Raw genomic sequence first — 25,633 nt, forward strand, 5'->3', positions numbered from 1 at the left:
CAAGAAAGAGCAGACCGTGCGCGGTCTGCTTTTTTTTTTGCAGCTGGAAGCTTGGCGCTTGCAGCTGGCCGAAGGCTTAGTTTCCCGCTTTGATGCTGGTCCAGATCCGGGTGCGGATGCGGTCGATCTTGGCCGGCATCGCTTCCAGGGCATAGAGCTTGCCGAGCATCTGGTCGCTGGGGTAGATCATGCCGTTGGCTTTTAGCGCCGGGTCGACCAGGGTGTCGGCCGTGAGGTTACCGTTGGCGTACTGCACATGGTTGCTGATGTTGGCCATCACTTCAGGCTGCAGCAGGTAGTTCATATAGGCGTAGCCGGCTTTCTCGTCTGGTGCGTCGGCCGGCATGGCGACCATGTCGAACCACATCGGAGCGCCTTCCTTGGGAATCGAATAGCCGACCTTCACGCCATTTTTCGCCTCTTCTGCCCGGTTCTTGGCCTGCAGCACATCGCCGGAGAAGCCCACCACCACGCAGATATCGCCGTTGGCCAGGTCGCCGGTGTACTTGGAGGAGTGGAAGTAGCTGATGTACGGGCGCACGGTCATCAGCAGTTGCTTGGCCTTGTCGTAGTCTTTCGGGTCTTGGCTGTGGTGCGCCAGGCCCAGGTAGTTGAGGGCGATCGGCAGTAGTTCCGGGCCATTGTCGAGCACCGCCACGCCGCAGCTTTTCAGCTTGCTGATGTACTCGGGCTTGAAGATCAGGTCCCAGGAATCCACCGGGGCGTTGTCGCCCAGCACCGCCTTGACCTTGTCGATGTTGTAGCCGATCCCGGTACTGCCCCACAGGTACGGGAAGCCGTACTGGTTGCCCGGGTCGTTGACCTCCAGGGCCTTGAGCAGCACCGGGTTGAGGTTTTTCCAGTTGGGCAGCTGGCGCTTGTCCAGTTGTTTGAGCGCCTTGCCCTGGATCTGCCGGGCCATGAAGTGGTTGGAGGGGAACACCACGTCGTAGCCGGAGTTGCCGGTCATCAGCTTGCCGTCGAGGGTCTCGTTGCTGTCGAACACGTCGTAGGTCGGCACGATGCCGCTGGCCTGCTGGAAGTGCTTGAGGGTGTCGGGGGCGATGTAGCTGGACCAGTTGTAGATTTTCACCGTATCGGCCGCCTGGGCGATGGAGGCGGCCAGCAATAGTGGTGCGAAGAGCAATGGGCGCATGTCTGGATTCCTTGCTTGGTCTGTTTTTTATCGAAGGAGGCAGGCGATCAAATGATCAGAAAATCAGCACGTAGGTCTTGCGCACGGTCTCCTGGATATCCCAGGTGCCGGTGCTGTTGGCCGGTAGCAGGATGGCGTCGCCGGCTTCGATGCTCAGCGGTTCGCCACCGTCAGGGGTGAAGGTGCAGCGGCCCTTGATGAAATGGCAGAACTCCTGCTGGACGATCTGCCGGCGCCAGCGCCCCGGGGTGCATTCCCAGATGCCGGTTTCGACGCCATCGCTGCGCTCGACGCAGGTTACCGAGGCGATCGAGACCGGCTCGCCGAGCGGTACGGCCACCGGGTTGGAGTCGTCGAGGGTGACGCTGTCGGTGTTCTTGAACTGGGTAATGCTCATACCGGTGAGTCCTGTGCAGGGGGAACGAAAAGTCAGCGCATGAAGCCTTCCATGAAGTCCGCCACGCCGCTGGCCAGGCGTCGGCGCCAGGGGGCGCTGGAGGGGGCGGCGAGGGTCTGGTCCTCATGGACGAAACTCTTGATGATTGCGTTGTAACCCAGCCAGCGGCAGGGTTCAGGCTCCCAGCCGGGCAGGCTGTGCAGGGTCCGGTCGTGGTTGGCCCAGGGCTGTTCGGTAAGCACGCTGCGCCGCTCCAGGATCAAGTCGGCCAGGGTTCGCCCGCCCAGGTTGCTGGCGCCGACGCCTTCGCCGCCGTAGCCACCCGCCAGGGCAATCCGCTGTTTGCGGTCGCAGAACATGTGCGGCTGGAAGCGCCGGGCCATGCCCAGGTTGCCGCCCCAGGCATGGGCGATGGCGACGTTCTTGAGCTGCGGGAACAGTTCGCCGAACAGGTAGCGGCGCAGTTCGATTTCACTGTCGGTGAGGTCGAAGTTGTCACGCAGGCGCCCGGCGAAGCGGTAGCCGCCACGGGCGCCAAACACCAGGCGGTTGTCGAGGGTGCGCTGACCGTAGGTGACCTGACGGCTGTTCTCGCTGAAGGCTTGGCCGCGGTTGAGGCCGATCTGCTCCCAGGTCTGTTCGGGCAGCGGTTCGGTGGCCACCAGCAGGCTCTGTACCGGCATTTGATAGCGGCCCAGTGGCGGCAGATTGACCGAGTAGCCCTCGACCGCCGGCACCAGCCACTGGCATTTGACCCGTGCCTGCAACGTACGCACCTCGCCGGCGCGCCACTGGGTGACGGGGCTGCTCTCAAAGAGTTTCACGCCCATGGCCTCCACCGTACGGGCCAGGCCGCGTACCAGTTTGGCCGGCTGGATGGTGGCGACATTGGGGTTGAAGATTGCGCCATAGGGGCGGCTGATACGCAGCTGGAGCGCCAGCTCATCGGGGCTCAGCCAGCGGTAGTCGGCTTCGCTCAGGCCCTGTTTGTAGCATTTGTTCAGGTAGGTGCGCAGGCTGGTTTCCTGCTCGGGGTAGCGTGCTGCGCAATACAGCACGCCACCTTTGCGGTAGTCGCAGTCGATGCCTTCGCGCTCGAGCACTTGGGCAACTTCATCGGGGATGCCGTGCAGCAGGTCATAGCTGGCGCGTCGCTGTTCGGGCGTGCAGCCGGCGAGCAGGCGGTCTTCGCCGAGCAGGTTACCCATCAGCCAGCCGCCATTGCGCCCGGAAGCACCGAAGCCTGCGATCTGCGCTTCGACGATGGCGATGTTCAGTTGCGGCGCCAGGCGTTTGAGGTAGTAGGCGGTCCACAGCCCGGTGTAGCCAGCGCCGATGATGCAGACGTCGACGTCCAGGTCTTGTTGCAGCGCCGGGCGTGAGGCCAACGGCTCATCGAGTTGGTCCATCCACAGGCTGATACTGCGCCATGCCAGCATTGTTCGGCTCCACATCGGTAACGGTCTGTGGCGATCCTAGAAGCTTGCGGGGCGCTGTGTCTTACGTGCGTGCACGCAGAGAATTCTGCTTCACGTAGGCCTTGGGCGACAGGCCGGTGTGCTGACGAAAACACTTGTAGAACGCCGACAGCGAGTTGAAACCGGCGGCAAAGGCCAGCTCGTCGACACGCGCGACTGTGGTGCTGGCCTCCAGGCTGGTCAGCAGGTGTTGCAGGCGGGCCTGGTTGACGTAGCGGTAGAAGCTCTGGCCGAGCACCTGGTTGAGCAGGTAGGAGATCTGGTTACGGCTGTAGCCACTTTCGCGGGCGACGCACTGTAGGTCCAGCTCCGGGTCGAGGTAGGGTTGCTGGTGCCGGAAGTACTGTTCCAGGTCCTGGGCCATGAAGCTCAGCTGGCGCGGCGACAGGCCCAAGCGGCTGACTGCCGGGCGCAGGTCGTTGTGGCCGGGGGCCTGGCTGGGGGCACGGACCAACGAGGCGTACTCGTTGACCCGCCAGATCAAACCGTCGCGCACGGTGATCGCTTCGCTGGACTGGAACGCCACCAGGCCTTCGCCTCCGCGCAGGGTGACCTGATACTGAATGAAGGCGGTGCAGCCGTCGACGCGGATGCGGTCACTGTGGACGATGTCTTCATCGGCTTCGCGGGGCATGCTCACGCGCACGTATTCGCGCAGCTGGTCGAGGTGCAAGACGCGGTTCTGGAAGAAGTCGTTGTAGTGGATATCGGGGTGATACAAGGCCATGACCCCGTCGAGGTCGCGATGCTTCCAGCACAGGTGGTAGCGCAGGACGGTGGCGGCGGTTTCCGGGGTTTGTTCCGGGCCGTCGGGGATAGGGGTTGGGGTCATTGCTGGATAGTGATGGAGGGGCCAATCGCGGGTCAAGCCCGCTCCCACACAGTGCACTGTGGGAGCGGGCTTGACCCGCGATGCGGTTACAGGAACTGCTCGGCGTAGTGGCACGCCACTTGTCGCGTCCCTACCTGGCGGAACGCCGGTTCCTCCACCGCGCAACGCTCAGTGGCATACGGGCAGCGCTTGTGGAAGGCACAGCCAGGTGGCGGATTCAGTGGGTTGGGCAGCTCGCCGGCGATCTTGATTTTCGGCTTGAGCGGGTCCGGATGAATGGTCGGTGTCGCCGACAGCAGCGCCTGGGTGTAAGGGTGCAGCGGCTTGCTGTAGATATCCTCCTTGGGGCCCATTTCCGCTGGCCGGCCCAGGTACATCACCAGCACCTGATCCGCCACATGGCGCACCACCGCCAGGTTGTGGGAAATGAACACGTAGGCGGTGTTGAACTCCTTCTGCAGGTCCATGAACAGGTTCAGCACCTGGGCCTGGATCGACACGTCGAGGGCCGAAGTCGGTTCATCGGCCACCAGCACTTTCGGTTGCAGCATCATCGCCCGGGCCAGGGCAATACGTTGGCGCTGGCCACCGGAGAACATGTGCGGGTAGCGCTGATAGTGCTCGGGGCGCAGGCCGACCTGTTGCATCATCGCCTGCACCTTCTCGCGGCGTTCGGCCTTGCTCAGGTTGGTGTTGATCAGCAGCGGTTCGCCCAACTGGTCGCCGATCTTCTGCCGCGGGTTGAGCGAGGCGTAAGGGCTCTGGAAGACCATCTGCACGTCCTTGCGCAGTTGCTTGCGCTCGGCCTTGTTGGCCCCGGCGACTTCCTGGCCGGCGATCTTCAGCGAACCGGAAGACGGCTCTTCGATCAGGGTCAGGGCCCGGGCCAGGGTCGACTTGCCACAGCCGGACTCGCCAACCACCGCCAGGGTCTTGCCGGCTTCCAGTTCAAAGGACACACCGTTGAGTGCGCGTACCAGGGCATGGCCCTTGAACAGGCCACGGGAAACTTCGTAGTGACGGGTCAGTTCACGGGCGGTAAGGACGACGGTCATTACGCCACCTCCTGGTTCAGCGGGTAGAAACAACGCACCTGGCTATGGGCCTGGGGGTCGAGGGTTGGCCGTTGCCGGCGGCAGTTGTCCTGCGCGTACGGGCAGCGCGGCGACAGCAGGCAGCCTTCGGGGCGATCGTAGCGCCCGGGGACGATGCCCGGCAGGGTCGCCAGGCGCTCGGCGCCTTGGCTGTGCTCGGGGATCGCCGCTAGCAACGCTTCACTGTAGGGGTGCGCCGGTACGTCGAACAGTTCGGGCACCTGACCCACTTCCACGGCCTGGCCTGCGTACATCACGCACACCCGTTTGGCTGTTTCGGCCACTACGGCAAGGTCATGGGTGATCAGGATCAGGGCCATGTTCTGCTCTTTTTGCAGGTTGAGCAGCAGTTCCATGATCTGCGCCTGGATGGTCACATCGAGGGCGGTGGTCGGTTCGTCGGCGATCAGCAGCTTGGGCTCGCCGGCAATCGCCATGGCGATCGCCACCCGCTGGCTCATGCCGCCGGAAAGCTGGTGCGGGTAGGCGTCCAGGCGGCTTTCGGCGCCAGGGATTTCAACTTTTTTGAGCAGCTCCAGGGCACGCTGGCGGGCAGCCTTGCCGCGCAGGCCGAGGTGCTGGCGCAGGACTTCCTCGATCTGGAAACCCACGGTGTAGCTGGGGTTGAGAGCGGTCATCGGGTCCTGGAAGACCATGGCCATATCCTTGCCGACCACCTTGCGTCGTTGCCGGCCGCTGAGCTTGAGCATGTTGGTGCCGTCGAAGGTCAGGGCGTCGGCGGTAATACGCCCGGGGGCGTCGATCAGACCCATCAACGCCATCATGGTCACCGACTTGCCGGAGCCCGATTCGCCGACGATGGCCAGGACTTCACCTTCATTGACCGACAGGTCCAGGCCGTCGACCACCGGTACCGCATTGGCGTCGCCAAAGCGCACATTCAGATTCTTGATTTGCAGAAGTGACATGGCGATCTCCTCAGGCGGCATTCTTGAGTTTCGGGTCCAGCGCATCGCGCAGTCCGTCACCCATCAGGTTGATTGCCAGCACGCTGAGCAAAATGGTCAGGCCAGGCAGGCTCACGACCCACCAGGCGCGTTCGATGTAGTCGCGGGCCGAGGCCAGCATGGTGCCCCACTCGGGGGTTGGCGGCTGCACACCAAGGCCGAGGAAGCCCAGGGCGGCAGCGTCGAGGATCGCCGAAGAGAAGCTCAGGGTGGCCTGGACGATCAGCGGCGCCATGCAGTTGGGCAGCACGGTGACGAACATCAGCCGTGGCAGGCCGGCACCGGCCAGGCGTGCGGCGGTGACGTAGTCGCGGTTCAGTTCACCCATGACTGCCGCGCGGGTCAGGCGCACATAGGATGGCAACGAGACGATGGCGATGGCGATCACGGTGTTGATCAGGCCAGGGCCGAGGATGGCGACGATCGCGACCGCCAGCAGCAGCGAGGGCAGGGCCAGCATCACGTCCATCAGGCGCATGATCGACGGCCCGAGGATGCGCGGGAAGAACCCGGCCAACAGACCGAGGAAGATCCCCGGGATCAGCGAGATCACCACCGACGACAGACCGATCAGCAGCGACAGGCGCGAGCCCTGGATCAAGCGCGAGAGCAGGTCGCGACCGAGTTCGTCGGTGCCGAGGATGAACTGCCAGTTGCCGCCTTCGAGCCACACCGGCGGGGTCAGCAGGAAGTCACGGTACTGCTCGCTGGGGTTGTGCGGCGCCACCCAGGGTGCGAACAGCGCGCAGAACACGATCAGGCTCATGAACATCAGCCCGGCGACCGCACCCTTGTTGCGCGAGAAGGCTTGCCAGAACTCCTTGTACGGCGAAGGGTAGAGCAGGCTCTGGTCGACAGCGGTGGCCGGGGTGGTGACAGATTTCGGAAGTGGGGTAGTCATGACGAGGCCCTCAGCGCTGATGACGGATGCGTGGGTTGGCCAGGCCGTAGAGAATGTCCACGACGAAGTTGACCAGGATCACCAGGCAGGCAATCAACAGGATGCCGTTCTGTACCACGGGGTAATCACGGGCGCCGATGGCTTCGATCAGCCACTTGCCGATGCCCGGCCAGGAAAAGATGGTTTCGGTCAGTACCGCACCGGCCAGCAGGGTGCCGACCTGCAGGCCGAACACCGTCAGCACCGGGATCAGCGCGTTGCGCAGGCCGTGCACGAACACCACGCGGGCCGGTGACAGGCCCTTGGCGCGGGCCGTACGGATGTAGTCTTCGCGCAGCACTTCGAGCATGGAGGAGCGGGTCATCCGGGCGATCACTGCCAGCGGAATGGTGCCCAGGACAATGGCCGGCAGAATCAGGTGCATCAGCGCGTCCTTGAAGGCGCCTTCCTCGTCGCTGAGCAAGGTGTCGATGAGCATGAAGCCGGTTTTCGGCTCGATGTCGTAAAGCAGGTCGATGCGCCCGGAAACCGGGGTCCAGCCCAGGCTTACGGAGAAGAACATGATCAGGATCAGGCCCCACCAGAAGATCGGCATCGAGTAGCCGGCCAGCGAGATCCCCATGACCCCGTGATCGAACAGCGAACCGCGCTTGAGCGCGGCGATCACCCCGGCCAGCAGGCCGATCACCCCGGCGAAAAACAGCGCCGCCATGGCCAGCTCGAGGGTCGCCGGGAACAGGGCGAGGAACTCGGTCCAGACACTTTCACGGGTACGCAGCGATTCGCCAAGGTCACCCTGGGCAAGCTTGCTGACGTAGTCCAGGTACTGTTCGGGAAGCGGTTTGTTCAGCCCCAGGCGCTCCATGGCCTGGGCGTGCATTTCCGGGTCGACCCGCCGTTCACCCATCATGACTTCAACCGGATCGCCGGGTATCAGCCGTATGAGCGCAAACGTCAGCAAGGTGATGCCGAAGAAGGTCGGGATCAGCAATCCCAGGCGCCGGGCAATAAAACTAAACATCTTCTGGAGTACCTCATCAGCCGGTCAGGCATGCCCGCCGACACCCGGGTAGGGTGTCGGCGGTCGTTCTTGTTCTACTTCACCTGGGTAGTGGCGAAGTTGTTATTGGTGAGGGGGTTGATGTGGTACCCCTCAACGTTGTCGCGCATGGCGGTGAACATCTTCGGATGCGCCATGCTGATCCACGGTTGATCTTCATCGTACACCGCCAGAGCCTTTACATAGAGCGCTGCGCGCTCATTGGTGTCGGTGACTTCACGGGCCTTGGTGATCAACTGCTGGAAGGTTTGATTGCACCAGCGGGCATAGTTCTCGCCACTTTTCACCGCGTCGCAGCTAAGCAGCGGGCTGAGGAAGTTGTCCGGATCGCCGTTGTCACCGGCCCAGCCTGCGGAGACCATGTCCGCTTCGCCCTTCTTGGCACGGCGCAGCATTTCGGCCCATTCCATCACCCGAATATCGACTTTCAGGCCGATCTTGGCCAGGTCCGCCTGGAGCATTTCGGCACTCAGGCGCGGGTTGGGGTTGGTCGGGCCGCCGCCGTTGCGGGTGAACAGGGTCAGCACCGCGCCCTCCGGCACGCCGGCTTCCTTGAGCAGGGCACGGGCTTTGTCGAGATCGCGGGGCGGGTTCTGATTGTCGGTGTTGTAGCCAATCAGGGTCGGTGGGTAAGGGTTGACCGCGACCAGCGCGTTGCCTTTGCCAAACAATTGGTCGACGTGGGTCTGGCGGTCGAAAGCGATGTTGATGGCTTTGCGCACGCGCACATCGCTCAGGTACTTGTGTTCGGTGTTGAGCGAGATGTAGCCGGTGGTCAGCGCTTCCATCTCGGCCACTTTCAATTTGGGGTCGGCCTTGATGCTGGGGATGTCGTCGGGCTTGGGATACAGCGCCACCTGGCACTCGTTGGCCCTGAGCTTTTGCAGGCGCACGTTGTTGTCGTTGGCGATGGCGAAGATCAGGGCATCGGCTGGTGGCTTGCCGCGAAAGTATTCCGGGTTGGCCTTGTAGCGGACCTGAGCGTCTTTGTTGTAGCGCTGGAAGATGAACGGGCCGGTGCCGATCGGCTTGCTGTTGAGCTCGGCGGTCTTGTCGGCCTTGAGCAACTGGTCGCCGTACTCGGCGGAGTAGATCGAGGTGAAGGCCATGGCCAGGTCACGCAGGAAAGGCGCTTCGGGGCGATTGAGGGTGAAGACCACGGTGTGATCGTCGGTCTTCTCGACGCTTTTGAGCAGGTCCTTGAAACCCATGCTCTCGAAATAAGGGAAACCGATGCTGGTCTTGTTGTGCCACGGGTGATTCGGGTCCAGCTGTCGTCGGAAACTCCACAGCACGTCGTCCGCATTCATATCGCGAGTGGGTTTGAAGTAATCCGTGGTGTGGAACTTGACCCCTTCGCGCAGGTGGAAGGTGTAGGTCAGGCCGTCTGCGCTGATGTCCCAGCGTTCGGCCAGGGCTGGCTGGATATCGGTGGTGCCTGGCTTGAAGTCGACCAGGCGGTTGAAGATGGCCTCGGCCGAGGCATCGGCGGTCACGGCAGTGGTGTACTGGACGATATCGAAGCCTTCCGGGCTGGCCTCGGTACATACCACCAGCGGCTTGGCCGAGAGGCCCGCCGCAGTACTCAACAGGACGGCTGCCAGGGCAGCCTGTAGTGGTAACAGTTTCATGAAACCTCCTGCAATCGATTAACCAGAGTAGTCGTCCCGGCCGGTTCGGCGAACCGACCGGGAAACCGCGTTCTAGAGGAAGTTGAAAGGAATGGTGGTGACAATCCGCAGCTCGTCCAGGCTACCGTCGGCCTGGGCCTTGCTGGCCCGGTGGGCGGTATAGGTCGCGCGGATGGTGGTGTCCTTCAGGGTGCCGCTCTGCACCGCGTAGGTGGTGCCGATGCCCCACTCGTAGTGGTTCTCGTCGTCCAGGCCGCGGACGTCGTAACCGGTGCCCTTGTAGTGGGTACCGTCGATGCCCCAGCCACGGGCGTTGTACAGGTTGAACTTGAGCCCCGGCACGCCGTATTGGGCCATGTTCAATACATAGGCAATCTGCATCGACTTCTCGTTCGGGCCGTTGAAGTCCGAGAGCAGGGAGTTGGCCAGGAAGATCGCGTTGGTGTCGTGCAGGTAGTCGAAGTATTCGTTGCCGTTGACCTGCTGGTAGGAGAAGGTCAGGTTGTGAGCCTGGTGGGTCAGGCCGAACGACAGACTGTAGGTGTCGTTATCAATGTCGCCGAGCTTGCTTTTGCCTTCGTCCTTGGTCTTGTAGTAGTTCAGGCCAGTGGTCAGGCTCAGCACCGCGCTGTCGCCCAGCTCATGGCTGGCGCCGAAGTAGTACTGGTTCCACAGGTCTTCGACGTTGGACACGTAGAAGCTGGTCTTCAGGCTCTTCAGTGGCTGGTAGCTGACGCCGGCGATGTTGACGTGATCGGCTTCAAAGGCGCGATCACCATACTCGGCAACGAACTTGCTGGTGCCCTGTTCGGTCCGGGTCGAGAGCCGGTCGAAGGTACCGAAATCAAAGGACAGGTTGTCGAACTCTTCGCTGTGGATGCTCACACCCTCGAAGCTCGACGGTAACGCACGGTTGCCAATGAACGCCAGTACCGGGGTGTCCATCGACTGGCGGCCGGCGGTCAGGGTGGTGTTGGAAACCCGCGCCTTGACGTTGGCCAGGCCCATCTTGCTCCACTGGCCGATGACGTCGCCATCGCTGTGGGTCAGGGTCCGGTTGTTCGGCCCGGCCACTGCGGCACGGCCGCGCTGCAGGGCAATGGCGTTGTAGGCGGCGACTTCGGTGCTGAAACCAACAGTACCTTCGGTAAAGCCCGAGGTGTAGTTGAGGATGGTGCCCTGGACCCAGTTGTCCCGGCTGTGGGTGTCGTGGCGGGTACCATCGCTCTTGTAGTACTTCCACATCGGCGCGCGGGTGGCGCGTTCGCGGGCGTACCAGTTGCGGGTCGAACCGGACAGGCTCTGCCCTTCGATGAAACCCTTGGCTTCGCTCTGGGCGCTGGTGGATTTGACGCTGACCGGGACGAAGTCCTGGCTGGCGGGTTCGGCCTGGGCCACGGCTGACAGGCCACTGAGGGACAATGCCAGTACTGCGGTTTTGGTTCGTTTCAAGGTAAAGCTCCCTTTTCTTTTCTTTTTTTAGTGATCGCCTGGCTTTTTGAGCTGGGCGTCTTGCCGGATGGAACAAGGGTTGCAAACGTTTGCTGTAGGGCAATCGAGCATCTTCAGGCTGAGCTCTCCTGCGAGGGCGATGCGCACCCCCGAGGGAGAAGTCGGTTTTTATTCGGTACTGACGCCTGAAAAGTTGTTGCGCCCGAAAGGACTTACCTTGAAATCCACGACCTTGGCACTGAGCGGCTGGTTGACCGTCGAGTGGGCGATCGGGGTGATGGGCAACTGTTGCTTGAGGCGCTGCTGCGCCTGTTTGTAGAGCACGGTGCGTTGCTCGCGGTCGGTGATGGTCTTGGCTTTCTTGACCAGGGCGTCGTACTGCGGGTCGCACCACATGGAGTAGTTGTTGCTGCCAATCGCGTCGCAGCTGTACAGGGTGCCCAGCCAGTTGTCCGGGTCACCGTTGTCGCCGGTCCAGCCGATCAGCGAGATGTCGTGTTCGCCGTCCTTGGTGCGCTTGAGGTATTCGCCCCATTCGTAGCTGACGATCTTCACTTTCAGACCGACCTTGCCCCAGTCGGCCTGGAGCATTTCGGCCATCAGCTTGGCATTGGGGTTGTACGGGCGTTGCACGGGCATGGCCCACAGGGTGATTTCGGTGCCTTCCTTGACCCCGGCAGCCTTGAGCAACTCGCGGGCCTTGTCCGGGTTGTAATCGGCATCCTTGATGCTGTCGTCGTAGGACCACTGGGTCGGCGGCATGCTGCCCACCGCCAGCTGCCCAGCCTCCTGGTACACCGCTTTGACGATGGCCGATTTGTTGATCGCCATGTCCATGGCCTGGCGCACCTCGAGCTGGTCGAAGGGTTTGTGCCGCACGTTGTAGGCGATGTAGCCGAGGTTGAATCCGGGCTTTTCGATGACCTGCAGCTTCGGGTCGCTCTTCAGGGCGTTGAGATCGGCGGGGCGCGGGTGCAGGGTGACCTGGCATTCATTCTTGCGCAGCTTCTGGATGCGCACCGACGGGTCGGTGTTGATCGAGAAGATCAACTGGTCGATCTTCACCTGGCTCGGGTCCCAGTAGTCCTTGTTGCCGCGGTAGCGGATCTGCGAGTCCTTCTGGTAACGCTGGAACACGAACGGGCCGGTGCCGATCGGCTTCTGGTTGATGTCGCTGGGGCGCCCCGACGTCATCAACTGCTCGGCATATTCGGCCGAGAGTACAGAGGCAAAGTTCATCGCCAGGTTTTGCACAAAAGCGGCATCGACGCTGTTGAGGGTAAAGACCACGGTCATCGGGTCGGTCGTCTCGATCCGCGCGATGTTCTTGTCCAGGCTCATGCTGACGAAGTAGGGAAACTCGGTGGGGTAGGCCTTGCGGAACGGGTGGTTGCGGTCGAGCATCCGGTTGAAGGTGAACAGCACGTCGTCGGCGTTGAAGTCGCGGCTGGGAGTGAAAGCCTTGTTGCTGTGGAACTTGACCCCTTCGCGCAGGTGGAAGGTGTAGGTCAGGCCGTCGTCGGAAACCTCCCAGCTTTTCGCCAGGGCTGGCTTCACGGCCGTCGCCCCGCGTTCGAATTCCACCAGGCGGTTGTAGATCGGTTCGGCGGCGTCGTTGTCGGTGGCGCTGGTGTACTGCGCCGTGTCAAAACCGCCCGGGCTGCCTTCGGAGCAGAACACCAGGTTGTTGGCCAGGCTGGTAGGGGCCTGGGCGAGCAGGCCAAGGCCCAGCAATGCCGCATAAATCGGAGTGTGGCGCATGACAATCCCTTCTCTCTTGTTGTTTTTCACGTGGTCCATGGCGCACAGCTGTACGAATCGCGCCGACTACGCTGCACCCTTGACGGTAGGTCCATCAGGGCGTTGCAGATAGGTGCGATTGCGCAGAGGTGTGTAGGAGGTATCCGATAGAGCGGGCGACGTTTCCTTGTCGATGCGCTAGCGGTTGACCTGCCAGGCCATCAGGTTGCGGCCCCGGGTGCCGTGTGGCGTCGCGGGGCCGATCCGTTTGGCTGCTACTTGGTCACGCTGACCCCATAGAAGGAGTTCAAGCCAAAGGGGCTGATCTTGAAGTCCTGTACGGTTGAACGCATAGGTTGATACACCGTCGAGTGAGCGATGGGTGTCATCGGAACCTGTTCTTTGAGGATGTGTTGCGCTTGCTTGTACAACTCGGTGCGCTTGGCCTGGTCGGAGGTGGCCTTGGCTTGCTTGACCAGGTCGTCGTACGGCTTGTAGCACCATTTGGAGAAGTTGTTGCCTTCCAGGGCATCACAACCGAACAGGGTGCCCAGCCAGTTGTCCGGGTCACCGTTATCGCCGCTCCAGCCAATCAGCATGGCGCCGTTTTCGCCGCCTTTGGAGCGCTTGATGTACTCACCCCACTCGTAGCTGACAATCTTGGCCTTGATGCCGACCTTGGCCCAGTCCGACTGCAGCATCTCGGCCATCAGCTTGGCATTGGGGTTGTACGGACGTTGCACCGGCATGGCCCAGAGGTTGATCTCGGTGCCTTCCTTGATGCCGGCTTCCTTGAGCAGTTGCCTGGCTTTTTCCGGATCGTACTTGGCGTCCTTGATGGTGGTGTCATAGGACCACTGGGTCGGCGGCATGGCGTTGACCGCCAGCTGGCCGGCGCCCTGGTACACCGAGTCGATGATCTGCTGCTTGTTCACCGCCATGTCCAGCGCTTCGCGGACCTTGAGCTGGGCCATCGGGTTGGGCTGGTTGCTGCCCTTGATCTTGTCCATCACGTTGTAGGCGATGTAGCCGAGGTTGAAGCCGGCCTGGTCAGGCATCTTCAGGTTGGGGTCGTTCTTCAGCGGCTCGATATCGGCCGGGCGCGGGAACAGGGTGACCTGGCACTCGTTCTTCTTGAGCTTCTGCATGCGCACCGAGGCATCGGTGGTGATGGCGAAGATCAGGTTGTCGATCTTCACATCGTCAGGCTTCCAGTAGTCCTTGTTGCCCTTGAAGCGAATCTGCGCGTCTTTCTGGTACTTGCTGAACACGAACGGGCCGGTGCCGATCGGTTTCTGGTTGATGTCGGCGGGCTTGCCCTGCTTGAGCAGCTGGTCGGCGTATTCGGCGGACTGGATCGAGGCGAAGCTCATGGCCAGGTTCTGGATGAAGGCGGCGTCGACGCCATTGAGGGTGAACTTGACCGTGTGATCGTCGAGCTTTTCGACCTTGGCGATGTTCTTGTCCATGCCCATGTCGGTGAAGTACGGGAACTCGGTGGGGTATGCCTTGCGGAACGGCATGTCCTTGTCGAGCATCCGATTGAAGGTGAACAACACGTCGTCGGCGTTGAATTCGCGGGTCGGCTTGAAGAAATCGGTGGTATGGAACTTGACCCCTTCACGCAGGTGGAAGGTATAGGTCAGGCCATCCTCGGAAATGTCCCAGCGAGTTGCCAGGCCCGGGATGACCGCAGTGCCGCCACGCTCGAACTGGCTCAGACGGTTGAAGACTGTCTCGGCTGAGGCATCGAAGTCGGTTCCGGTGGTGTATTGGCCAGGGTCGAAGCCCGCAGGGCTGCCTTCGGAGCAAAACACCAGGTTAGTCGCCGCAAGGGCAGAGGGGGCGCCGGCAAGCAAGCCTGCGCCGACCAGAAACGGAATGACCGCGTGTTTGAGCATGGTGGCCTCATTGTTGTCATTTTTGATTTGAGGGGGCCTTGTGAGCCGACCTGCGGATACTTATGCAGGCCCCATACCCAATGCAACACTCAAAGGGATGTGTGACGGAAAACAGTGGGACGAACGTACAAGAATGTCGCATCCGTATAATTTTTTATGGAGTTGATCGTTTGCGAGGGGGTGTTTCAGTGTATTTCGAAGACGTTGTCTCTATATCGAGTCAGTCTTTGCACTAAATTGGGGCGTGAGGTGCTACGAGTAACAGGGTTCGCGGCAGCCGAAGCTGCCGCGAAACAGCAGAAAAGTAACGTTGTTTACGGCATCTGGACTTCGATGGTGCCGTCGGCGCTGAGGGTCACCTGGCTGGTGCCCGCCTCGATTTCTGGAACGGCAGCAGCGTCTTCGGCCATGCCGGCTTTCATCATCATCGGCGCGCTACGGGCATAAGGATGTGGGTAGCCGCTGCTGTTGAGGTTGAGGTTGACCACTTTGTAGCCTTTGCCGCCCAGCGCTTCGGTGGCCAGTTGGGCGCGGGCCTTGAAGGCGCTGACGGCATCCTTGAGCAACTCGTCTTCGCTGGTCTTGCGCGTGGCCGGGGCGATGGAGAAGTCCATGCCGCCCATTTTCAGGTCCTGCAACAGGGTACCGGTGAGTTGCGACAGGGCCGGGAAGTTGGCGCTTTCCAGACGCAGTTCGGCGCGCTCACGCCAGCCGGTGATCCTCTGGCCCTTGTTGTCGTAGATCGGATAGCTGTTGCGGCTGCCCTGGCTGATCTTCACGTCCTTGACTTCGCGGGCCTGTTTCACCGCCTTGTTCATGGTTTCGGTGATTTGCGTGGCAAGCTTGCCCGGGTCGGTATTCTGCGCTTCGCTGTACAGGGTCACGACCATCAGGTCGCGGGCCACTTCCTTACTGACTTCGGCGCGCAGCGAAATCTGGTTGTAGCGAGGGGCTTCTTCAGCCAGGGCCGGAAGGCTGGCAAGCAAGCTGGTGGCCATGACCAGGGCGGCGCTGCTGCGGGTGATAGACATGTATGACTCCTTGAAATTGAGGCGCGAACACTGAACAGAAGCAGTGTGCGCAGGCCCATAAGACTGGCAACAGTGTAGTGAGGTTCAAAATGGCCATCATTGTTGTGTAAAAAAGTGTGGCGCTTTGCCGCATCACTGCAGACCAGGCCACAGCTTCGGTATACTCGCGACGATTCGCCTGGAGCACTCATCAGGAGAGCTCATGCTCGCCCCCGTACAAATGTTGTCTGCAACCCGTCAGAACCTCTGGCGCCTGACCTTCATCCGCATCCTGGTGCTTGCCGCCCAGGCCGGCTCGGTCGGTGTCGCCTACTGGACCGAACTGCTGCCGCTGCCGTGGCTGTCGCTGGTCATCACCCTTGGCCTGTCGATGCTGCTGTGCGCCTTCACGGCCTTGCGCTTGCGTCTTACGCTGCCGGTCACCGAGCTGGAGTATGCCTTCCAGCTGGCCTGTGACCTGCTGATCCACAGTGCCTTGCTGTATTACTCGGGGGGGTCGACCAACCCCTTCGTGTCCTACTATCTGGTGCCACTGGCCATCGCCGCGGTGACCTTGCCCTGGGTCTATTCGCTGATCCTTTCCGGTATCGCCCTGGCGGCCTACAGCCTGCTGCTGGTGCAGTTCTACCCGCTGGAAACCTTCCCCATGGCCCGGGAGAAGATGCAGGTCTACGGCATGTGGCTGAGTATCGCCCTGGCCGCCGCGGTGATTACCTTCTTCGCCGCGAAGATGGCCGAAGAGCTGCGCCGCCAGGAACAACTGCGCGCCGAGCGCCGGGAGGAGGGGCTGCGTGACCAGCAACTGCTGGCCGTGGCTACCCAGGCGGCGGGCGCCGCCCATGAACTGGGCACGCCTTTGGCGACCATGAGCGTGTTGATCAAGGAAATGCGCCAGGACCACAGCGACCCGCTGCTGCAGGAAGACCTGGCGGTGCTGCAGGATCAGGTCAAACTGTGCAAGGAAACCCTGCAGAATCTGGTGCGCGCCGCCGAAGCCAACCGGCGCCTGGCCGTCGAGAACCAGGAAGTGACCTTCTGGCTCGACGAGGCGCTCAACCGCTGGCACCTGATGCGCCCGGAAGCCAGTTACCGCTTCCAGCGCCTGGGCCAGGGTAGCGTGCCACGTCTGGCGCCGCCGCCGGACCTGACCCAGGCCCTGCTCAACCTGTTGAACAACGCCGCCGATGCCTGCCCGGATGATCTGGAAGTACGCCTGGATTGGGATGCCCAGGACATGGTGATCAGCATCCGTGACCATGGCCCCGGCGTGCCGGCGGCGATTGCCGAATCGATCGGCAAACCCTTCTTTACCACCAAGGGCAAAGGCTTCGGCCTGGGCCTGTTCTTGAGCAAGGCCAGCGTGACCCGTGCTGGCGGCTCGGTAAAACTCTATAGTCATGAAGAAGGCGGTACGCTCACCGAGCTGCGCCTGCCGCGTGACGCGCGAGGAGATGTGTGATGAGTGATGAAATCCAGGTTGAAGGCGAAGAGCTGCCGCACCTGTTGCTGGTTGACGACGACGCCACCTTTACCCGGGTGATGGCCCGGGCGATGAGTCGCCGCGGCTTTCGCGTGAGCACCGCAGGTTCTGCCGAGGAGGGCCTGAAAATCGCCCAGGACGACGTGCCGGACTACGCCACGCTGGACTTGAAGATGGACGGCGATTCCGGTTTGGTACTGCTGCCCAAGCTGCTGGAGCTGGACCCGGAAATGCGCGTGGTGATCCTCACCGGTTACTCGAGCATCGCCACGGCGGTTGAAGCGATCAAGCGCGGTGCCTGCAACTACCTGTGCAAGCCGGCCGATGCTGACGATGTGCTGGCCGCATTGCTCTCCGAGCATGCCGACCTCGACAGCCTGGTGCCGGAAAACCCGATGTCGGTCGACCGCCTGCAGTGGGAGCACATCCAGCGCGTGCTGACCGAGCATGAAGGCAATATCTCCGCTACGGCCCGTGCCCTGGGCATGCACCGGCGGACCTTGCAGCGCAAACTGCAGAAGCGCCCGGTGCGGCGCTGAGCGCAAATCGCGGGGCAAGCCCGCTCCTACAGGTCCTGCGCCAACCCCGGGAGCAGCGCCTTATCTGTGGGAGCGGGCTTGCCCCGCGATGAATCTACTTGCCGCCGAGGATCGTTCGATCCACCCTCACTGCCAGCTGCCCGGCCCCGGGCGCGGCGTCAAACACCACCTTGCCCGTCTCGGCCAGCTTGGCCCGGCCGATCACTACGCCATCGCGCAGCAGTTCCAGGGGGACATCCTTGAGAGACTGGCCCGACGCCAGCTCAATGTTCAGGGTAATGCTCATGAGTGATTTCCTTATCACGGGTGTTGATCGATGTAGGTCGTGGTGCTCGCATCCAGCGAGGTGATCAGTTCCGGCGAGCCACCGCGGAACTGGCGAAACAGGTTGCGCGAAACTGACTTGCCGGAGGTGTCCACCGGCACCGTCAAGGTCGGCTGGAAGCGCTCGGTCAGTTCGGCATAGTCGCTCCACGGGCCGATGTACGATTCATTCAGGCCGTTGACCACACTGACCGCATACCGCACGGCATGGCCGGGCAGCCAGTTCGGCTGGCTCGGTACCTGGGTCTGCCAGCCGTCGGCGCGCACGCTCGGTGCACCGGCAGGGGCCTGGAGGTAGCCGGCGGGTGTGTTCGGGGTGTAGTCCTTGAGCAGCAGGTAGGTGCTCCAGCCCCACCAGTTGTCGATCTGCGCCGGGTCATTGAGGTTGTTGACGTCGGCGCGGCGCATCAGTTTGCCGTTGCGCAGGGCGAACAGCGGCGCGAAGTTGCCCGGCACTTGCCCCTCTACCGCGGCCTGCAGGTCGGCGGCGATGCGCAGGGCGCCATAGGCTGTCGGCGCGGGCAGATTACCGCTGTCGAACGCCTGGAAGATCTCATCGGCAGACTTCTGCACCGCCAGGCCCACTTGCTTGCGGTTGGCCACATCGATGCTGTCGAAGTAGCGCTTGTCGCCATAGCCACGCCAGGTATCGCCCTGGGCGTTGCGCAGCACCAGGCCGTACTTGCTGTCTTCATCGTGCATGAAGCGCGAGATCAGCGAGCCGAGGTCGGCCGGAGTGACGTTGTCCTTGATGGCCTTGCGCGGCACCCGCACATGGCCGGCCGAGAACAGGTCGGTGAGGAAGTGGTCAGCGAAGGCGTTCATCGCGTAGGCCAGCTCCAGCTGCCCGTCATCGCCGCTGGCCCGTGCTTTCACGGCCTGGCGCAGAGCGGCGGTGTGGCCGGCGATATAGGCCAGCAGCGCCCATTCGCCAAAGTGGTCCCAGTTGCTCGCAGCCAGTTTCAGGTAGCGGCCAAGTGGGAACATCGGCGAGACGAAGCTGCCACCTCCGGTGATCTTGTTCCATTCTTCCGAGAGGGTGTCGCCCAACTGATCGTAGGCTTCGTGGGGCTGGCGACCGTCTTTGATCGCCTGGTTGGCCGCGGCGATTTCCCGTTGCATGACCGCCAGGATCTTGCCGGCTTCTTCCCGGGAGGCGGGAAGCACGGCCAGCGAATCAAAGGCGGCGGCAAAGCGCTGGACGCGTTCTTCAGCATTGGCGCCATCGGCAATCGGCCGCTCGGGAACACCATAGAAGTCGCCGCCCAGGGCAACGATCTGGCCATAGCTGAGGGTCAGGCCGTTGGGCAGGTGCAGGGCGACTTTCCAGGCGGGGATCGGCGCGCTGTCCTGGCTGAAGCGCAGCAGGGTGTTGTCGCCGATGGCGGTGTGTTCACCACCTTCGAAGCGCAGCACCGGCTTGCCGCTGGTTGGCGGTTTGGCGGGCAGGCCAAGGCGGTGGTATTTGATCGTGTGGTGACCATCGAGCACCAGCACGATACGGGTATCGGGGCCGGGGATCTTGATACCGTCGACACTGAACAGGGCATCGAGGTCGGCGACCACGGTGGTGGCGAGCGCCTTTTGGGCGTGCAGTCCGGTTTGCATACCTGACATATTCAACTCCTTTGAGATGTCATGGATTTCCGTAAACAACTGTATATATGTACAGTTGTTTGGATCATATCCAATCTGTCTCCTACGTCAACAATTCTTTTTTCTTACGTCAGAATGCGATTCATCAACTTGCGGCTGACGTATCATTAGCCCCCTAACGACAGCCATCGGGACCACCCTGCATGCTCGCCCTTTTTATCCAGACGCTGAACATCACGGCGCCGGTGTTCGCCATGCTGTTCATGGGCGTGCTGCTCAAGCGCATCAAGGCCATCAACGACGGCTTCATCCACACCGCGTCGTCGCTGGTGTTCAACGTCTGTATGCCGGCGCTGCTGTTTCTCGGGATTTATCACGCTGACCTGACGGCGGCGGTCAAACCCGGGTTGCTGGTGTTTTTCGTGGTCGCCACGCTGGGCAGTTTTGCCCTGGCCTGGGGCTTTGCCCTGTGGCGCTGCCCGCGCGAGGATCGTGGCATCTACACCCAGGGCGGCTTTCGCGGCAATAACGGGGTCATTGGCCTGGCCCTGGCGGCGAGTATGTATGGCGATTACGGCATCTCGCTGGGGGCGATCCTCGCCGGCCTGGTGATTCTGTTGTACAACTCGCTGTCATCGGTGGTGCTGGCGGTGTACAGCCCGAGCATGAAGTCCGACCCCTGGAGCATCTTCAAGAGTATCCTGCGCAACCCGCTGATCATCAGCGTGTTGCTGGCTACGCCCATGGCCTACGGGCAAGTGCCGCTGCCAAACTGGCTGCTGACCTCCGGCGATTACCTGGCGCAGATGACCCTGCCGCTGGCGTTGATCTGCATCGGCGGTACCCTGTCGCTGGCTTCCTTGCGTGAAAGCGGCGGCCTGGCGGTCAGCGCCAGCCTGGTGAAGATGATCTGGCTGCCGGTGATCGGTACCCTGGCTGCCTGGCTTTGCGGCTTTCGCGGGGCGGAACTGGGCATCCTGTTCCTGTACATCGGTAGCCCGACCGCCGCCGCCAGTTATGTCATGGCCCGGGCGGCCAACGGTAACCATGAACTGGCCGCCTCGATCATCGTGATTACCACGCTGATGGCCGCCATAACCACGAATATCGGCATTTTCCTCTTGCAGTGGGGCGGCTGGATCTAGATTCTGTGCCGACAATAAAGCCAACACTGCCTTCCACCTTCAAGGACACTTCATGCAAGAACAGATCCCCCCAGAGCGATTACAGCGCGGGTTGAAAAATCGCCATATCCAGTTGATTGCCCTGGGTGGCGCCATCGGTACCGGCCTGTTTCTGGGCATTGCCCAGACCATCCAGATGGCCGGCCCGGCCGTGCTGCTGGGTTACGCGATTGCCGGCCTGATGGCGTTCTTCATCATGCGCCAGCTGGGCGAGATGGTGGTCGACGAGCCGGTTGCCGGCAGCTTCAGCCACTTTGCCCACCGCTACTGGAACGAGTTCGCCGGTTTCGTCTCTGGCTGGAACTACTGGGTGGTCTATGTACTGGTCGGTATGGCCGAACTGACAGCGGTAGGCATCTATGTGCAGTACTGGTGGCCGGATTTTCCGACCTGGGCCACGGCGGCGATCTTCTTCGTGGTGATCAACCTGATCAACCTGACCCAGGTGAAGGTCTATGGCGAGATGGAGTTCTGGTTCGCCCTGGTCAAGGTGATCGCCATCGTCAGCATGATCGGTTTTGGCGCCTGGCTGCTGGCCAGTGGTAACGGCGGGCCGGATGCCAGCGTGGCCAACCTCTGGCAGTACGGCGGCTTCTTCCCCAACGGCTTCACCGGCTTGCTGATGGCCATGGCGGTGATCATGTTCTCTTTCGGTGGCCTGGAGCTGGTCGGTATCACCGCTGCCGAAGCCGACGATCCGCGCCACAGCATTCCGCGCGCCACCAATCAGGTGGTCTATCGCATCCTGATTTTCTACATCGGTGCACTGGCGGTACTGCTGTCGTTGTATCCGTGGCAGAAGGTGGTGCAGGGCGGCAGCCCGTTCGTGATGATCTTCCACAACCTGGACAGCAACCTGGTGGCGACCATCCTCAACGTGGTGGTATTGACCGCCGCGCTGTCGGTGTACAACAGCTGCGTATACTGCAACAGCCGCATGCTGTTCGGCCTGGCCAGCCAGGGTGACGCGCCGCGGGCCCTGCTCAAGGTCAACCGCCGTGGCGTACCGCTGACCGCCCTGGGCGTTTCTGCCCTGGCCACCGGTCTGTGCGTGTTGATCAACTACCTGATGCCGGGCGAGGCCTTCGGCCTGTTGATGGCCCTGGCGGTCTCGGCACTGGTGATCAACTGGGCCAGCATCAGCATCACCCACCTGAAGTTCCGCCGCGCCAAGCAGGCGTCGGGCGAGTCGACCTTCTACAAGAGCTGGGGGCATCCGCTGACCAACTACCTGTGCCTGGCGTTCATCGGCCTGATTCTGGTGGTGATGTACCTGACCCCGCCGATCCGCATTTCGGTCATGTTGATCCCGGCCTGGATCGCCACCCTGGGCGTGGCCTTCTGGCTGAAGAAAAAGGGCCAGAAGGCCCCAGTCGTCAGCAACTGACGGCCTTGGCGCAAGTGATCGTTCAGCCCTGCTGGTAGCTGTCGATCACTTCCTGGGCGGCGCGGAAGGCATCGATGGCTGCCGGGACACCGGCATACACCGCGCAGTGCAGCAGCGCCTCACGAATCTCCTCGACCGTACAACCGTTGTTCAAGGCGCCGCGCACGTGGCCCTTGAGCTCTTGCGGGCACTTGAGTGCGGTGAGGGCGGCGAGGGTGATCAGGCTGCGGGTTTTCAAGGGCAGGCCTTCGCGGCTCCAGACGCTGCCCCAGGCATGCTCATTGACGAAGTCCTGCAGCGGCTGGGTGAAGTCGGTGGCGTTGTTCAGTGCGCGATCGACGAAGGCATCACCCATGACCTGGCGGCGAACCTGTTCGCCGGTTTTGTTGTTGTCGCCCATTTTTGTTTTCCTTAGTGTTGGCGGCGCCAGGCACGCAGGGTGGTGTACAGCAGCAACGCCCCCAGTGCTGGCAATGCGTAGAACAGCATCAGTTTTTCAAGTCGGCTGGCCAGTGGCATGCCGGTGGTAAAGGCCACCACGTGCAGACCATAAGCCAGGTACAGGCAGAGGAACACCAGACCTTCGGCGCGCGTCACCCGGTAGCCGGAGTAGAACACCGGCAGGGCCAGCACCGCGACCCCGAGCATCACCGGCAGGTCGAAGGCCAGGGCATTGGGTGAGATCGACAAGGGCTCGGGGGCGACCAGCGCAGTCAGGCCGAGCACCGCCAGCAGGTTGAACAGATTGCTGCCGATGACATTGCCCACGGCGATTTCGCGCTCGCCGCGCAGGGCGGCGATCAGCGAAGTGGCCAGCTCCGGTAGCGAGGTACAGACGGCGACCACGGTCAGGCCGATGACCCGTTCCGACAGGCCCAGGTCCTGGGCGACCTCCACCGCCGCCTCCAGCAGCAGATGACCGGCCATGCTCAGCAGGCCAAGCCCGGCCAGCATCAGCAGCACGCTCCCCAGCCAGAAGCGGCCACCACGTTGCGGGCGTGGGCCGGGGGCCGGGTAGGTGCGGGCATGATGACGGGACTGGTGCCAGAGCATCGCCAGGTAGCCGAACAGGCCGCACAGCAATAGTGCGCCTTCCAGCCGGCCCAGCAGTTCGTTGAAGGCCAGCAGATACACCGCCAGGCTGGCGGCGATCATCAGCGGGATATCCAGGCGCACCAGTTGCCGGGAGACCCGCAACGGAATGATCAGCGCAGCCAGGCCCAGGGTTACCAGGATGTTGAAGATATTGCTGCCGATCACGCTGCCGACGGCCACGTCGGGCGCGCCGGTGTAGGCGGCCTGCAGGCTGACGGTCAATTGCGGCGCGCTGCTGCCGAATGCCACCAGGCTCAGGCCGATGATCAGCGGCCGTACTTGCAGGCTGGCGGCCAGGCGCAGGGCGGCGCGTACCAGCAGCTCGGCGCCGGCGATCAGCAACAGCAGGCCGATGCTCAGTTGCAGCAGGCTGAAGGTGGGTAAAGCGGCCAGGTCGAAAATGGTCGTGCTCCGGGGGCAGGTCAGTCGCTGAGACTTTGTACCCGTACGCGCGCGGTTCCGCTACGGATCATCCCGAGTTTTTCCGCGGCAGCGCGTGACAGGTCGATCAGCCGGCCGCGGGTATGCGGGCCGCGGTCGTTGATGCGGACCACGACGCTGCGATCGTTGTTCAGGTTGGTGACCTTGACCTGCGAGCCAAACGGCAAGCTGCGGTGGGCGGCGGTCATACCGTGTTGATTGAAGGGCTCGCCACTGGCGGTACGTTTGCCGTGGTGACGGGAGCCGTAATAGGAGGCGGTACCGGTCTGGTCGTAACCGCGCGGGTCGATATCGTGGCTGGCGCAGCCGGCCAGCAGGGTGAAGAGCGCGAGTGCGCTGAGGGGACGCCACATCAAATCAGTTGCTCCGAGGTGAAGTGATCACCTGTGGGAGCCGGCGTTGCCGGCGATGGGCTGCTCGGCAGCCCCAGAAACTGGCAAGGCTTCGCCTTGCATCGCCGGCAACGCCGGCTCCCACAGGGTAATGCGAACTACCCTTCGAGCTTGCTCTTGAGCAATTGGTTCACTTGCTGCGGGTTGGCCTTGCCCTTGGAGGCTTTCATGGCCTGGCCGACGAAGAAGCCGAACATCTTGCCGCGCTTGGCCTCGTCGGCAGCGCGGTACTGCTCGACCTGCTCGGCATTGGCTGCCAGGACTTCGTCCAGGACCTTCTCGATCGCACCGCTGTCGGTGACCTGTTTCAGGCCCTCGGCTTCGATGATCTGGTCGGCATCACCGTCACCGGCGGCCATTTTCTCGAACACTACCTTGGCGATCTTGCCGCTGATGGTGTTGTCGAGGATGCGCTTGAGCATGCCGCCCAGGTGCTCGGCACTGACCGGCGACTGGTCGATTTCCAGGCCCAGTTTGTTGAGCAGGCTGCCCAGCTCGACCATGACCCAGTTGGCGGCAAGCTTGGCATCGCCGCACACGCCGACCACCTGTTCGAAGTAGTCTGCCTGCTCACGGCTGGTCGCCAGCACGTTGGCATCGTAGACCGACAGGCCGAACTGGCTCTGGAAGCGCTCGCGCTTTTGCGGTGGCAACTCCGGCAGGGTGGCGCGGGTGGCTTCGAGGAAGGCGTTCTCGATGACCACCGGCAGCAGGTCCGGATCGGGGAAGTAACGGTAATCGTTGGCTTCCTCCTTGCTGCGCATGGAGCGGGTCTCGTCCTTGTTCGGGTCGTACAGGCGGGTTTCCTGGATGACCTTGCCGCCGTCTTCGATCAGTTCGATCTGGCGTTGCACTTCGGTGTTGATGGCGCGCTCGATGAAGCGGAACGAGTTGACGTTCTTGATCTCGCAGCGGGTCCCGAACTCGGCCTGGCCCTTGGGGCGTACCGAGACGTTGCAGTCGCAACGCAGCGAGCCTTCGGCCATGTTGCCGTCGCAGATGCCCAGGTAACGCACCAGGGCATGGATGGCCTTGACGTAGGCGACCGCCTCTTTGGCGCTGCGCAGGTCAGGTTCCGAGACGATCTCCAGCAGCGGCGTGCCGGCGCGGTTGAGGTCGATGCCGGTGGAGCCGCTGAAGTCTTCGTGCAGGCTCTTGCCGGCGTCTTCTTCAAGGTGCGCACGGGTGATGCCGATGCGCTTGACCGTGCCATCTTCGAGGGCGATGTCCAGGTGGCCCTTGCCGACGATCGGCAGCTCCATCTGGCTGATCTGATAGCCCTTGGGCAGGTCGGGGTAGAAGTAGTTCTTGCGCGCGAACACGTTGTGCTGGCCGATTTCGGCATCGATGGCCAGGCCGAACATGCAGGCCATGCGCACCGCTTCCTGGTTCAGCACCGGCAGTACGCCGGGCATCCCCAGGTCGATCAGGCTGGCCTGGGTGTTTGGCTCGGAGCCGAAAGTGGTGGCGCTGCCGGAGAAAATCTTCGACTGGGTGGCGAGCTGGGTGTGAATCTCCAGCCCGATGACAACTTCCCATTGCATGTGGTGGTCC

23 protein-coding genes are annotated in these 25,633 nt (G+C 62.3%); 4 read left to right on the forward strand and 19 right to left on the reverse strand.

Going from position 1 to position 25,633, the window contains the following annotated elements:
* Positions 1–76 precede the first annotated feature (76 nt).
* From PspR32_RS04635 to PspR32_RS04695, 13 genes are all read right to left on the reverse strand, one after another.
* Positions 77–1,156, reverse strand: coding sequence for a polyamine ABC transporter substrate-binding protein (locus PspR32_RS04635; protein WP_010223430.1), 1,080 nt, complete (start codon positions 1,154–1,156; stop codon positions 77–79).
* 55 nt (positions 1,157–1,211) lie between these two features.
* Positions 1,212–1,553, reverse strand: coding sequence for a cupin domain-containing protein (locus tag PspR32_RS04640; RefSeq protein ID WP_010223429.1), 342 nt, complete (start codon positions 1,551–1,553; stop codon positions 1,212–1,214).
* Between the two features lie 32 nt (positions 1,554–1,585).
* Positions 1,586–2,992: an NAD(P)/FAD-dependent oxidoreductase gene (locus PspR32_RS04645; protein WP_159388150.1), complete on the reverse strand. Its 1,407-nt coding sequence runs from the start codon at positions 2,990–2,992 to the stop codon at positions 1,586–1,588.
* A 61-nt stretch (positions 2,993–3,053) separates the two neighbouring features.
* Positions 3,054–3,863: an AraC family transcriptional regulator gene (locus tag PspR32_RS04650; RefSeq protein WP_010223427.1), complete on the reverse strand. Its 810-nt coding sequence runs from the start codon at positions 3,861–3,863 to the stop codon at positions 3,054–3,056.
* A gap of 86 nt (positions 3,864–3,949) precedes the next feature.
* Positions 3,950–4,918 carry a peptide ABC transporter ATP-binding protein gene (locus tag PspR32_RS04655; protein ID WP_010223426.1) on the reverse strand — a complete coding sequence of 323 codons (969 nt, stop codon included), beginning with the start codon at positions 4,916–4,918 and terminating at the stop codon, positions 3,950–3,952.
* Positions 4,918–5,886, reverse strand: a complete 969-nt coding sequence (locus tag PspR32_RS04660; protein WP_010223425.1) for an ABC transporter ATP-binding protein — start codon at positions 5,884–5,886, stop codon at positions 4,918–4,920. The genes PspR32_RS04655 and PspR32_RS04660 overlap by 1 nt, the downstream gene beginning before the upstream one ends.
* Before the next feature lie 10 nt (positions 5,887–5,896).
* The gene (locus PspR32_RS04665; protein WP_036993939.1) at positions 5,897–6,826 is read right to left on the reverse strand and encodes an ABC transporter permease subunit; all 930 of its coding nucleotides are present in this window, start codon (positions 6,824–6,826) and stop codon (positions 5,897–5,899) included.
* Between the two features lie 10 nt (positions 6,827–6,836).
* Positions 6,837–7,847 (reverse strand): ABC transporter permease subunit, encoded by a 1,011-nt coding sequence (locus PspR32_RS04670; protein ID WP_036993941.1) that lies wholly within the window; start codon positions 7,845–7,847, stop codon positions 6,837–6,839.
* Between the two features lie 74 nt (positions 7,848–7,921).
* A complete protein-coding gene (locus PspR32_RS04675) occupies positions 7,922–9,517 on the reverse strand; it encodes an ABC transporter substrate-binding protein (RefSeq protein ID WP_010223421.1) in 1,596 nt (531 codons plus the stop codon).
* Between the two features lie 72 nt (positions 9,518–9,589).
* Complete coding sequence (locus PspR32_RS04680; protein WP_010223420.1) at positions 9,590–10,969, reverse strand: OprD family porin; 1,380 nt, start codon at positions 10,967–10,969, stop codon at positions 9,590–9,592.
* 168 nt (positions 10,970–11,137) lie between these two features.
* Positions 11,138–12,730 (reverse strand): ABC transporter substrate-binding protein, encoded by a 1,593-nt coding sequence (locus PspR32_RS04685; protein ID WP_010223419.1) that lies wholly within the window; start codon positions 12,728–12,730, stop codon positions 11,138–11,140.
* A gap of 254 nt (positions 12,731–12,984) precedes the next feature.
* Positions 12,985–14,610, reverse strand: coding sequence for an ABC transporter substrate-binding protein (locus PspR32_RS04690; protein WP_010223418.1), 1,626 nt, complete (start codon positions 14,608–14,610; stop codon positions 12,985–12,987).
* 314 nt (positions 14,611–14,924) lie between these two features.
* Positions 14,925–15,641: an SIMPL domain-containing protein gene (locus PspR32_RS04695; protein ID WP_010223417.1), complete on the reverse strand. Its 717-nt coding sequence runs from the start codon at positions 15,639–15,641 to the stop codon at positions 14,925–14,927.
* Positions 15,642–15,843: 202 nt separating this feature from the next.
* Here PspR32_RS04695 and PspR32_RS04700 point away from each other — a divergent pair, with 202 nt between their 5' ends.
* Positions 15,844–17,100, forward strand: a complete 1,257-nt coding sequence (locus PspR32_RS04700) for an ATP-binding protein (protein WP_010223416.1) — start codon at positions 15,844–15,846, stop codon at positions 17,098–17,100.
* Positions 17,100–17,660 (forward strand): response regulator transcription factor, encoded by a 561-nt coding sequence (locus PspR32_RS04705; RefSeq protein WP_010223415.1) that lies wholly within the window; start codon positions 17,100–17,102, stop codon positions 17,658–17,660. The genes PspR32_RS04700 and PspR32_RS04705 overlap by 1 nt, the downstream gene beginning before the upstream one ends.
* A 94-nt stretch (positions 17,661–17,754) precedes the next feature.
* Here PspR32_RS04705 and PspR32_RS04710 read toward each other — a convergent pair whose 3' ends face one another.
* Both PspR32_RS04710 and PspR32_RS04715 read right to left on the reverse strand, forming a co-directional pair.
* Complete coding sequence (locus tag PspR32_RS04710; RefSeq protein ID WP_036993946.1) at positions 17,755–17,946, reverse strand: hypothetical protein; 192 nt, start codon at positions 17,944–17,946, stop codon at positions 17,755–17,757.
* 14 nt (positions 17,947–17,960) lie between these two features.
* Entirely contained in the window at positions 17,961–19,601 is a 1,641-nt protein-coding gene (locus PspR32_RS04715) for a phospholipase (RefSeq protein WP_159388151.1), read from the reverse strand.
* Between the two features lie 182 nt (positions 19,602–19,783).
* Between PspR32_RS04715 and PspR32_RS04720 the strand changes: the two genes are divergently transcribed.
* Positions 19,784–20,725 carry an AEC family transporter gene (locus tag PspR32_RS04720; protein WP_036993947.1) on the forward strand — a complete coding sequence of 314 codons (942 nt, stop codon included), beginning with the start codon at positions 19,784–19,786 and terminating at the stop codon, positions 20,723–20,725.
* A 52-nt stretch (positions 20,726–20,777) separates the two neighbouring features.
* Entirely contained in the window at positions 20,778–22,151 is a 1,374-nt protein-coding gene (locus PspR32_RS04725) for an amino acid permease (RefSeq protein WP_010223410.1), read from the forward strand.
* Between the two features lie 22 nt (positions 22,152–22,173).
* On the opposite strand, the gene PspR32_RS04730 is transcribed toward PspR32_RS04725, so the two are convergent.
* The 4 genes from PspR32_RS04730 to gatB all read right to left on the reverse strand — a co-directional run bounded on the left by PspR32_RS04730 (position 22,174) and on the right by gatB (position 25,623).
* The gene (locus PspR32_RS04730; protein WP_010223409.1) at positions 22,174–22,551 is read right to left on the reverse strand and encodes a carboxymuconolactone decarboxylase family protein; all 378 of its coding nucleotides are present in this window, start codon (positions 22,549–22,551) and stop codon (positions 22,174–22,176) included.
* Between the two features lie 11 nt (positions 22,552–22,562).
* Entirely contained in the window at positions 22,563–23,606 is a 1,044-nt protein-coding gene (locus PspR32_RS04735; RefSeq protein WP_036993949.1) for a calcium/sodium antiporter, read from the reverse strand.
* A 62-nt stretch (positions 23,607–23,668) separates the two neighbouring features.
* Positions 23,669–24,040, reverse strand: a complete 372-nt coding sequence (locus tag PspR32_RS04740) for a septal ring lytic transglycosylase RlpA family protein (RefSeq protein ID WP_010223407.1) — start codon at positions 24,038–24,040, stop codon at positions 23,669–23,671.
* Positions 24,041–24,177: 137 nt separating this feature from the next.
* The gene (gatB, locus tag PspR32_RS04745; protein ID WP_010223406.1) at positions 24,178–25,623 is read right to left on the reverse strand and encodes an Asp-tRNA(Asn)/Glu-tRNA(Gln) amidotransferase subunit GatB; all 1,446 of its coding nucleotides are present in this window, start codon (positions 25,621–25,623) and stop codon (positions 24,178–24,180) included.
* Positions 25,624–25,633 lie beyond the last annotated feature (10 nt).

The organism is Pseudomonas sp. R32 (assembly GCF_009866705.1).
Taxonomy (GTDB): domain Bacteria; phylum Pseudomonadota; class Gammaproteobacteria; order Pseudomonadales; family Pseudomonadaceae; genus Aquipseudomonas; species Aquipseudomonas donghuensis.

Bases quoted from the DNA above. Each gene is read 5' to 3' on its own strand.
- PspR32_RS04635 (WP_010223430.1), bottom strand. From the start codon at position 1,156: ATGCGCCCATTGCTCTTCGCACCACTATTGCTGGCCGCCTCCATCGCC.
- PspR32_RS04640 (WP_010223429.1), bottom strand. From the start codon at position 1,553: ATGAGCATTACCCAGTTCAAGAACACCGACAGCGTCACCCTCGACGAC.
- PspR32_RS04645 (WP_159388150.1), bottom strand. From the start codon at position 2,992: ATGCTGGCATGGCGCAGTATCAGCCTGTGGATGGACCAACTCGATGAG.
- PspR32_RS04650 (WP_010223427.1), bottom strand. From the start codon at position 3,863: ATGACCCCAACCCCTATCCCCGACGGCCCGGAACAAACCCCGGAAACC.
- PspR32_RS04655 (WP_010223426.1), bottom strand. From the start codon at position 4,918: ATGACCGTCGTCCTTACCGCCCGTGAACTGACCCGTCACTACGAAGTT.
- PspR32_RS04660 (WP_010223425.1), bottom strand. From the start codon at position 5,886: ATGTCACTTCTGCAAATCAAGAATCTGAATGTGCGCTTTGGCGACGCC.
- PspR32_RS04665 (WP_036993939.1), bottom strand. From the start codon at position 6,826: ATGACTACCCCACTTCCGAAATCTGTCACCACCCCGGCCACCGCTGTC.
- PspR32_RS04670 (WP_036993941.1), bottom strand. From the start codon at position 7,847: ATGTTTAGTTTTATTGCCCGGCGCCTGGGATTGCTGATCCCGACCTTC.
- PspR32_RS04675 (WP_010223421.1), bottom strand. From the start codon at position 9,517: ATGAAACTGTTACCACTACAGGCTGCCCTGGCAGCCGTCCTGTTGAGT.
- PspR32_RS04685 (WP_010223419.1), bottom strand. From the start codon at position 12,730: ATGCGCCACACTCCGATTTATGCGGCATTGCTGGGCCTTGGCCTGCTC.
- PspR32_RS04690 (WP_010223418.1), bottom strand. From the start codon at position 14,610: ATGCTCAAACACGCGGTCATTCCGTTTCTGGTCGGCGCAGGCTTGCTT.
- PspR32_RS04695 (WP_010223417.1), bottom strand. From the start codon at position 15,641: ATGTCTATCACCCGCAGCAGCGCCGCCCTGGTCATGGCCACCAGCTTG.
- PspR32_RS04700 (WP_010223416.1), top strand. From the start codon at position 15,844: ATGCTCGCCCCCGTACAAATGTTGTCTGCAACCCGTCAGAACCTCTGG.
- PspR32_RS04705 (WP_010223415.1), top strand. From the start codon at position 17,100: ATGAGTGATGAAATCCAGGTTGAAGGCGAAGAGCTGCCGCACCTGTTG.
- PspR32_RS04710 (WP_036993946.1), bottom strand. From the start codon at position 17,946: ATGAGCATTACCCTGAACATTGAGCTGGCGTCGGGCCAGTCTCTCAAG.
- PspR32_RS04715 (WP_159388151.1), bottom strand. From the start codon at position 19,601: ATGTCAGGTATGCAAACCGGACTGCACGCCCAAAAGGCGCTCGCCACC.
- PspR32_RS04720 (WP_036993947.1), top strand. From the start codon at position 19,784: ATGCTCGCCCTTTTTATCCAGACGCTGAACATCACGGCGCCGGTGTTC.
- PspR32_RS04725 (WP_010223410.1), top strand. From the start codon at position 20,778: ATGCAAGAACAGATCCCCCCAGAGCGATTACAGCGCGGGTTGAAAAAT.
- PspR32_RS04730 (WP_010223409.1), bottom strand. From the start codon at position 22,551: ATGGGCGACAACAACAAAACCGGCGAACAGGTTCGCCGCCAGGTCATG.
- PspR32_RS04740 (WP_010223407.1), bottom strand. From the start codon at position 24,040: ATGTGGCGTCCCCTCAGCGCACTCGCGCTCTTCACCCTGCTGGCCGGC.
- gatB (WP_010223406.1), bottom strand. From the start codon at position 25,623: ATGCAATGGGAAGTTGTCATCGGGCTGGAGATTCACACCCAGCTCGCC.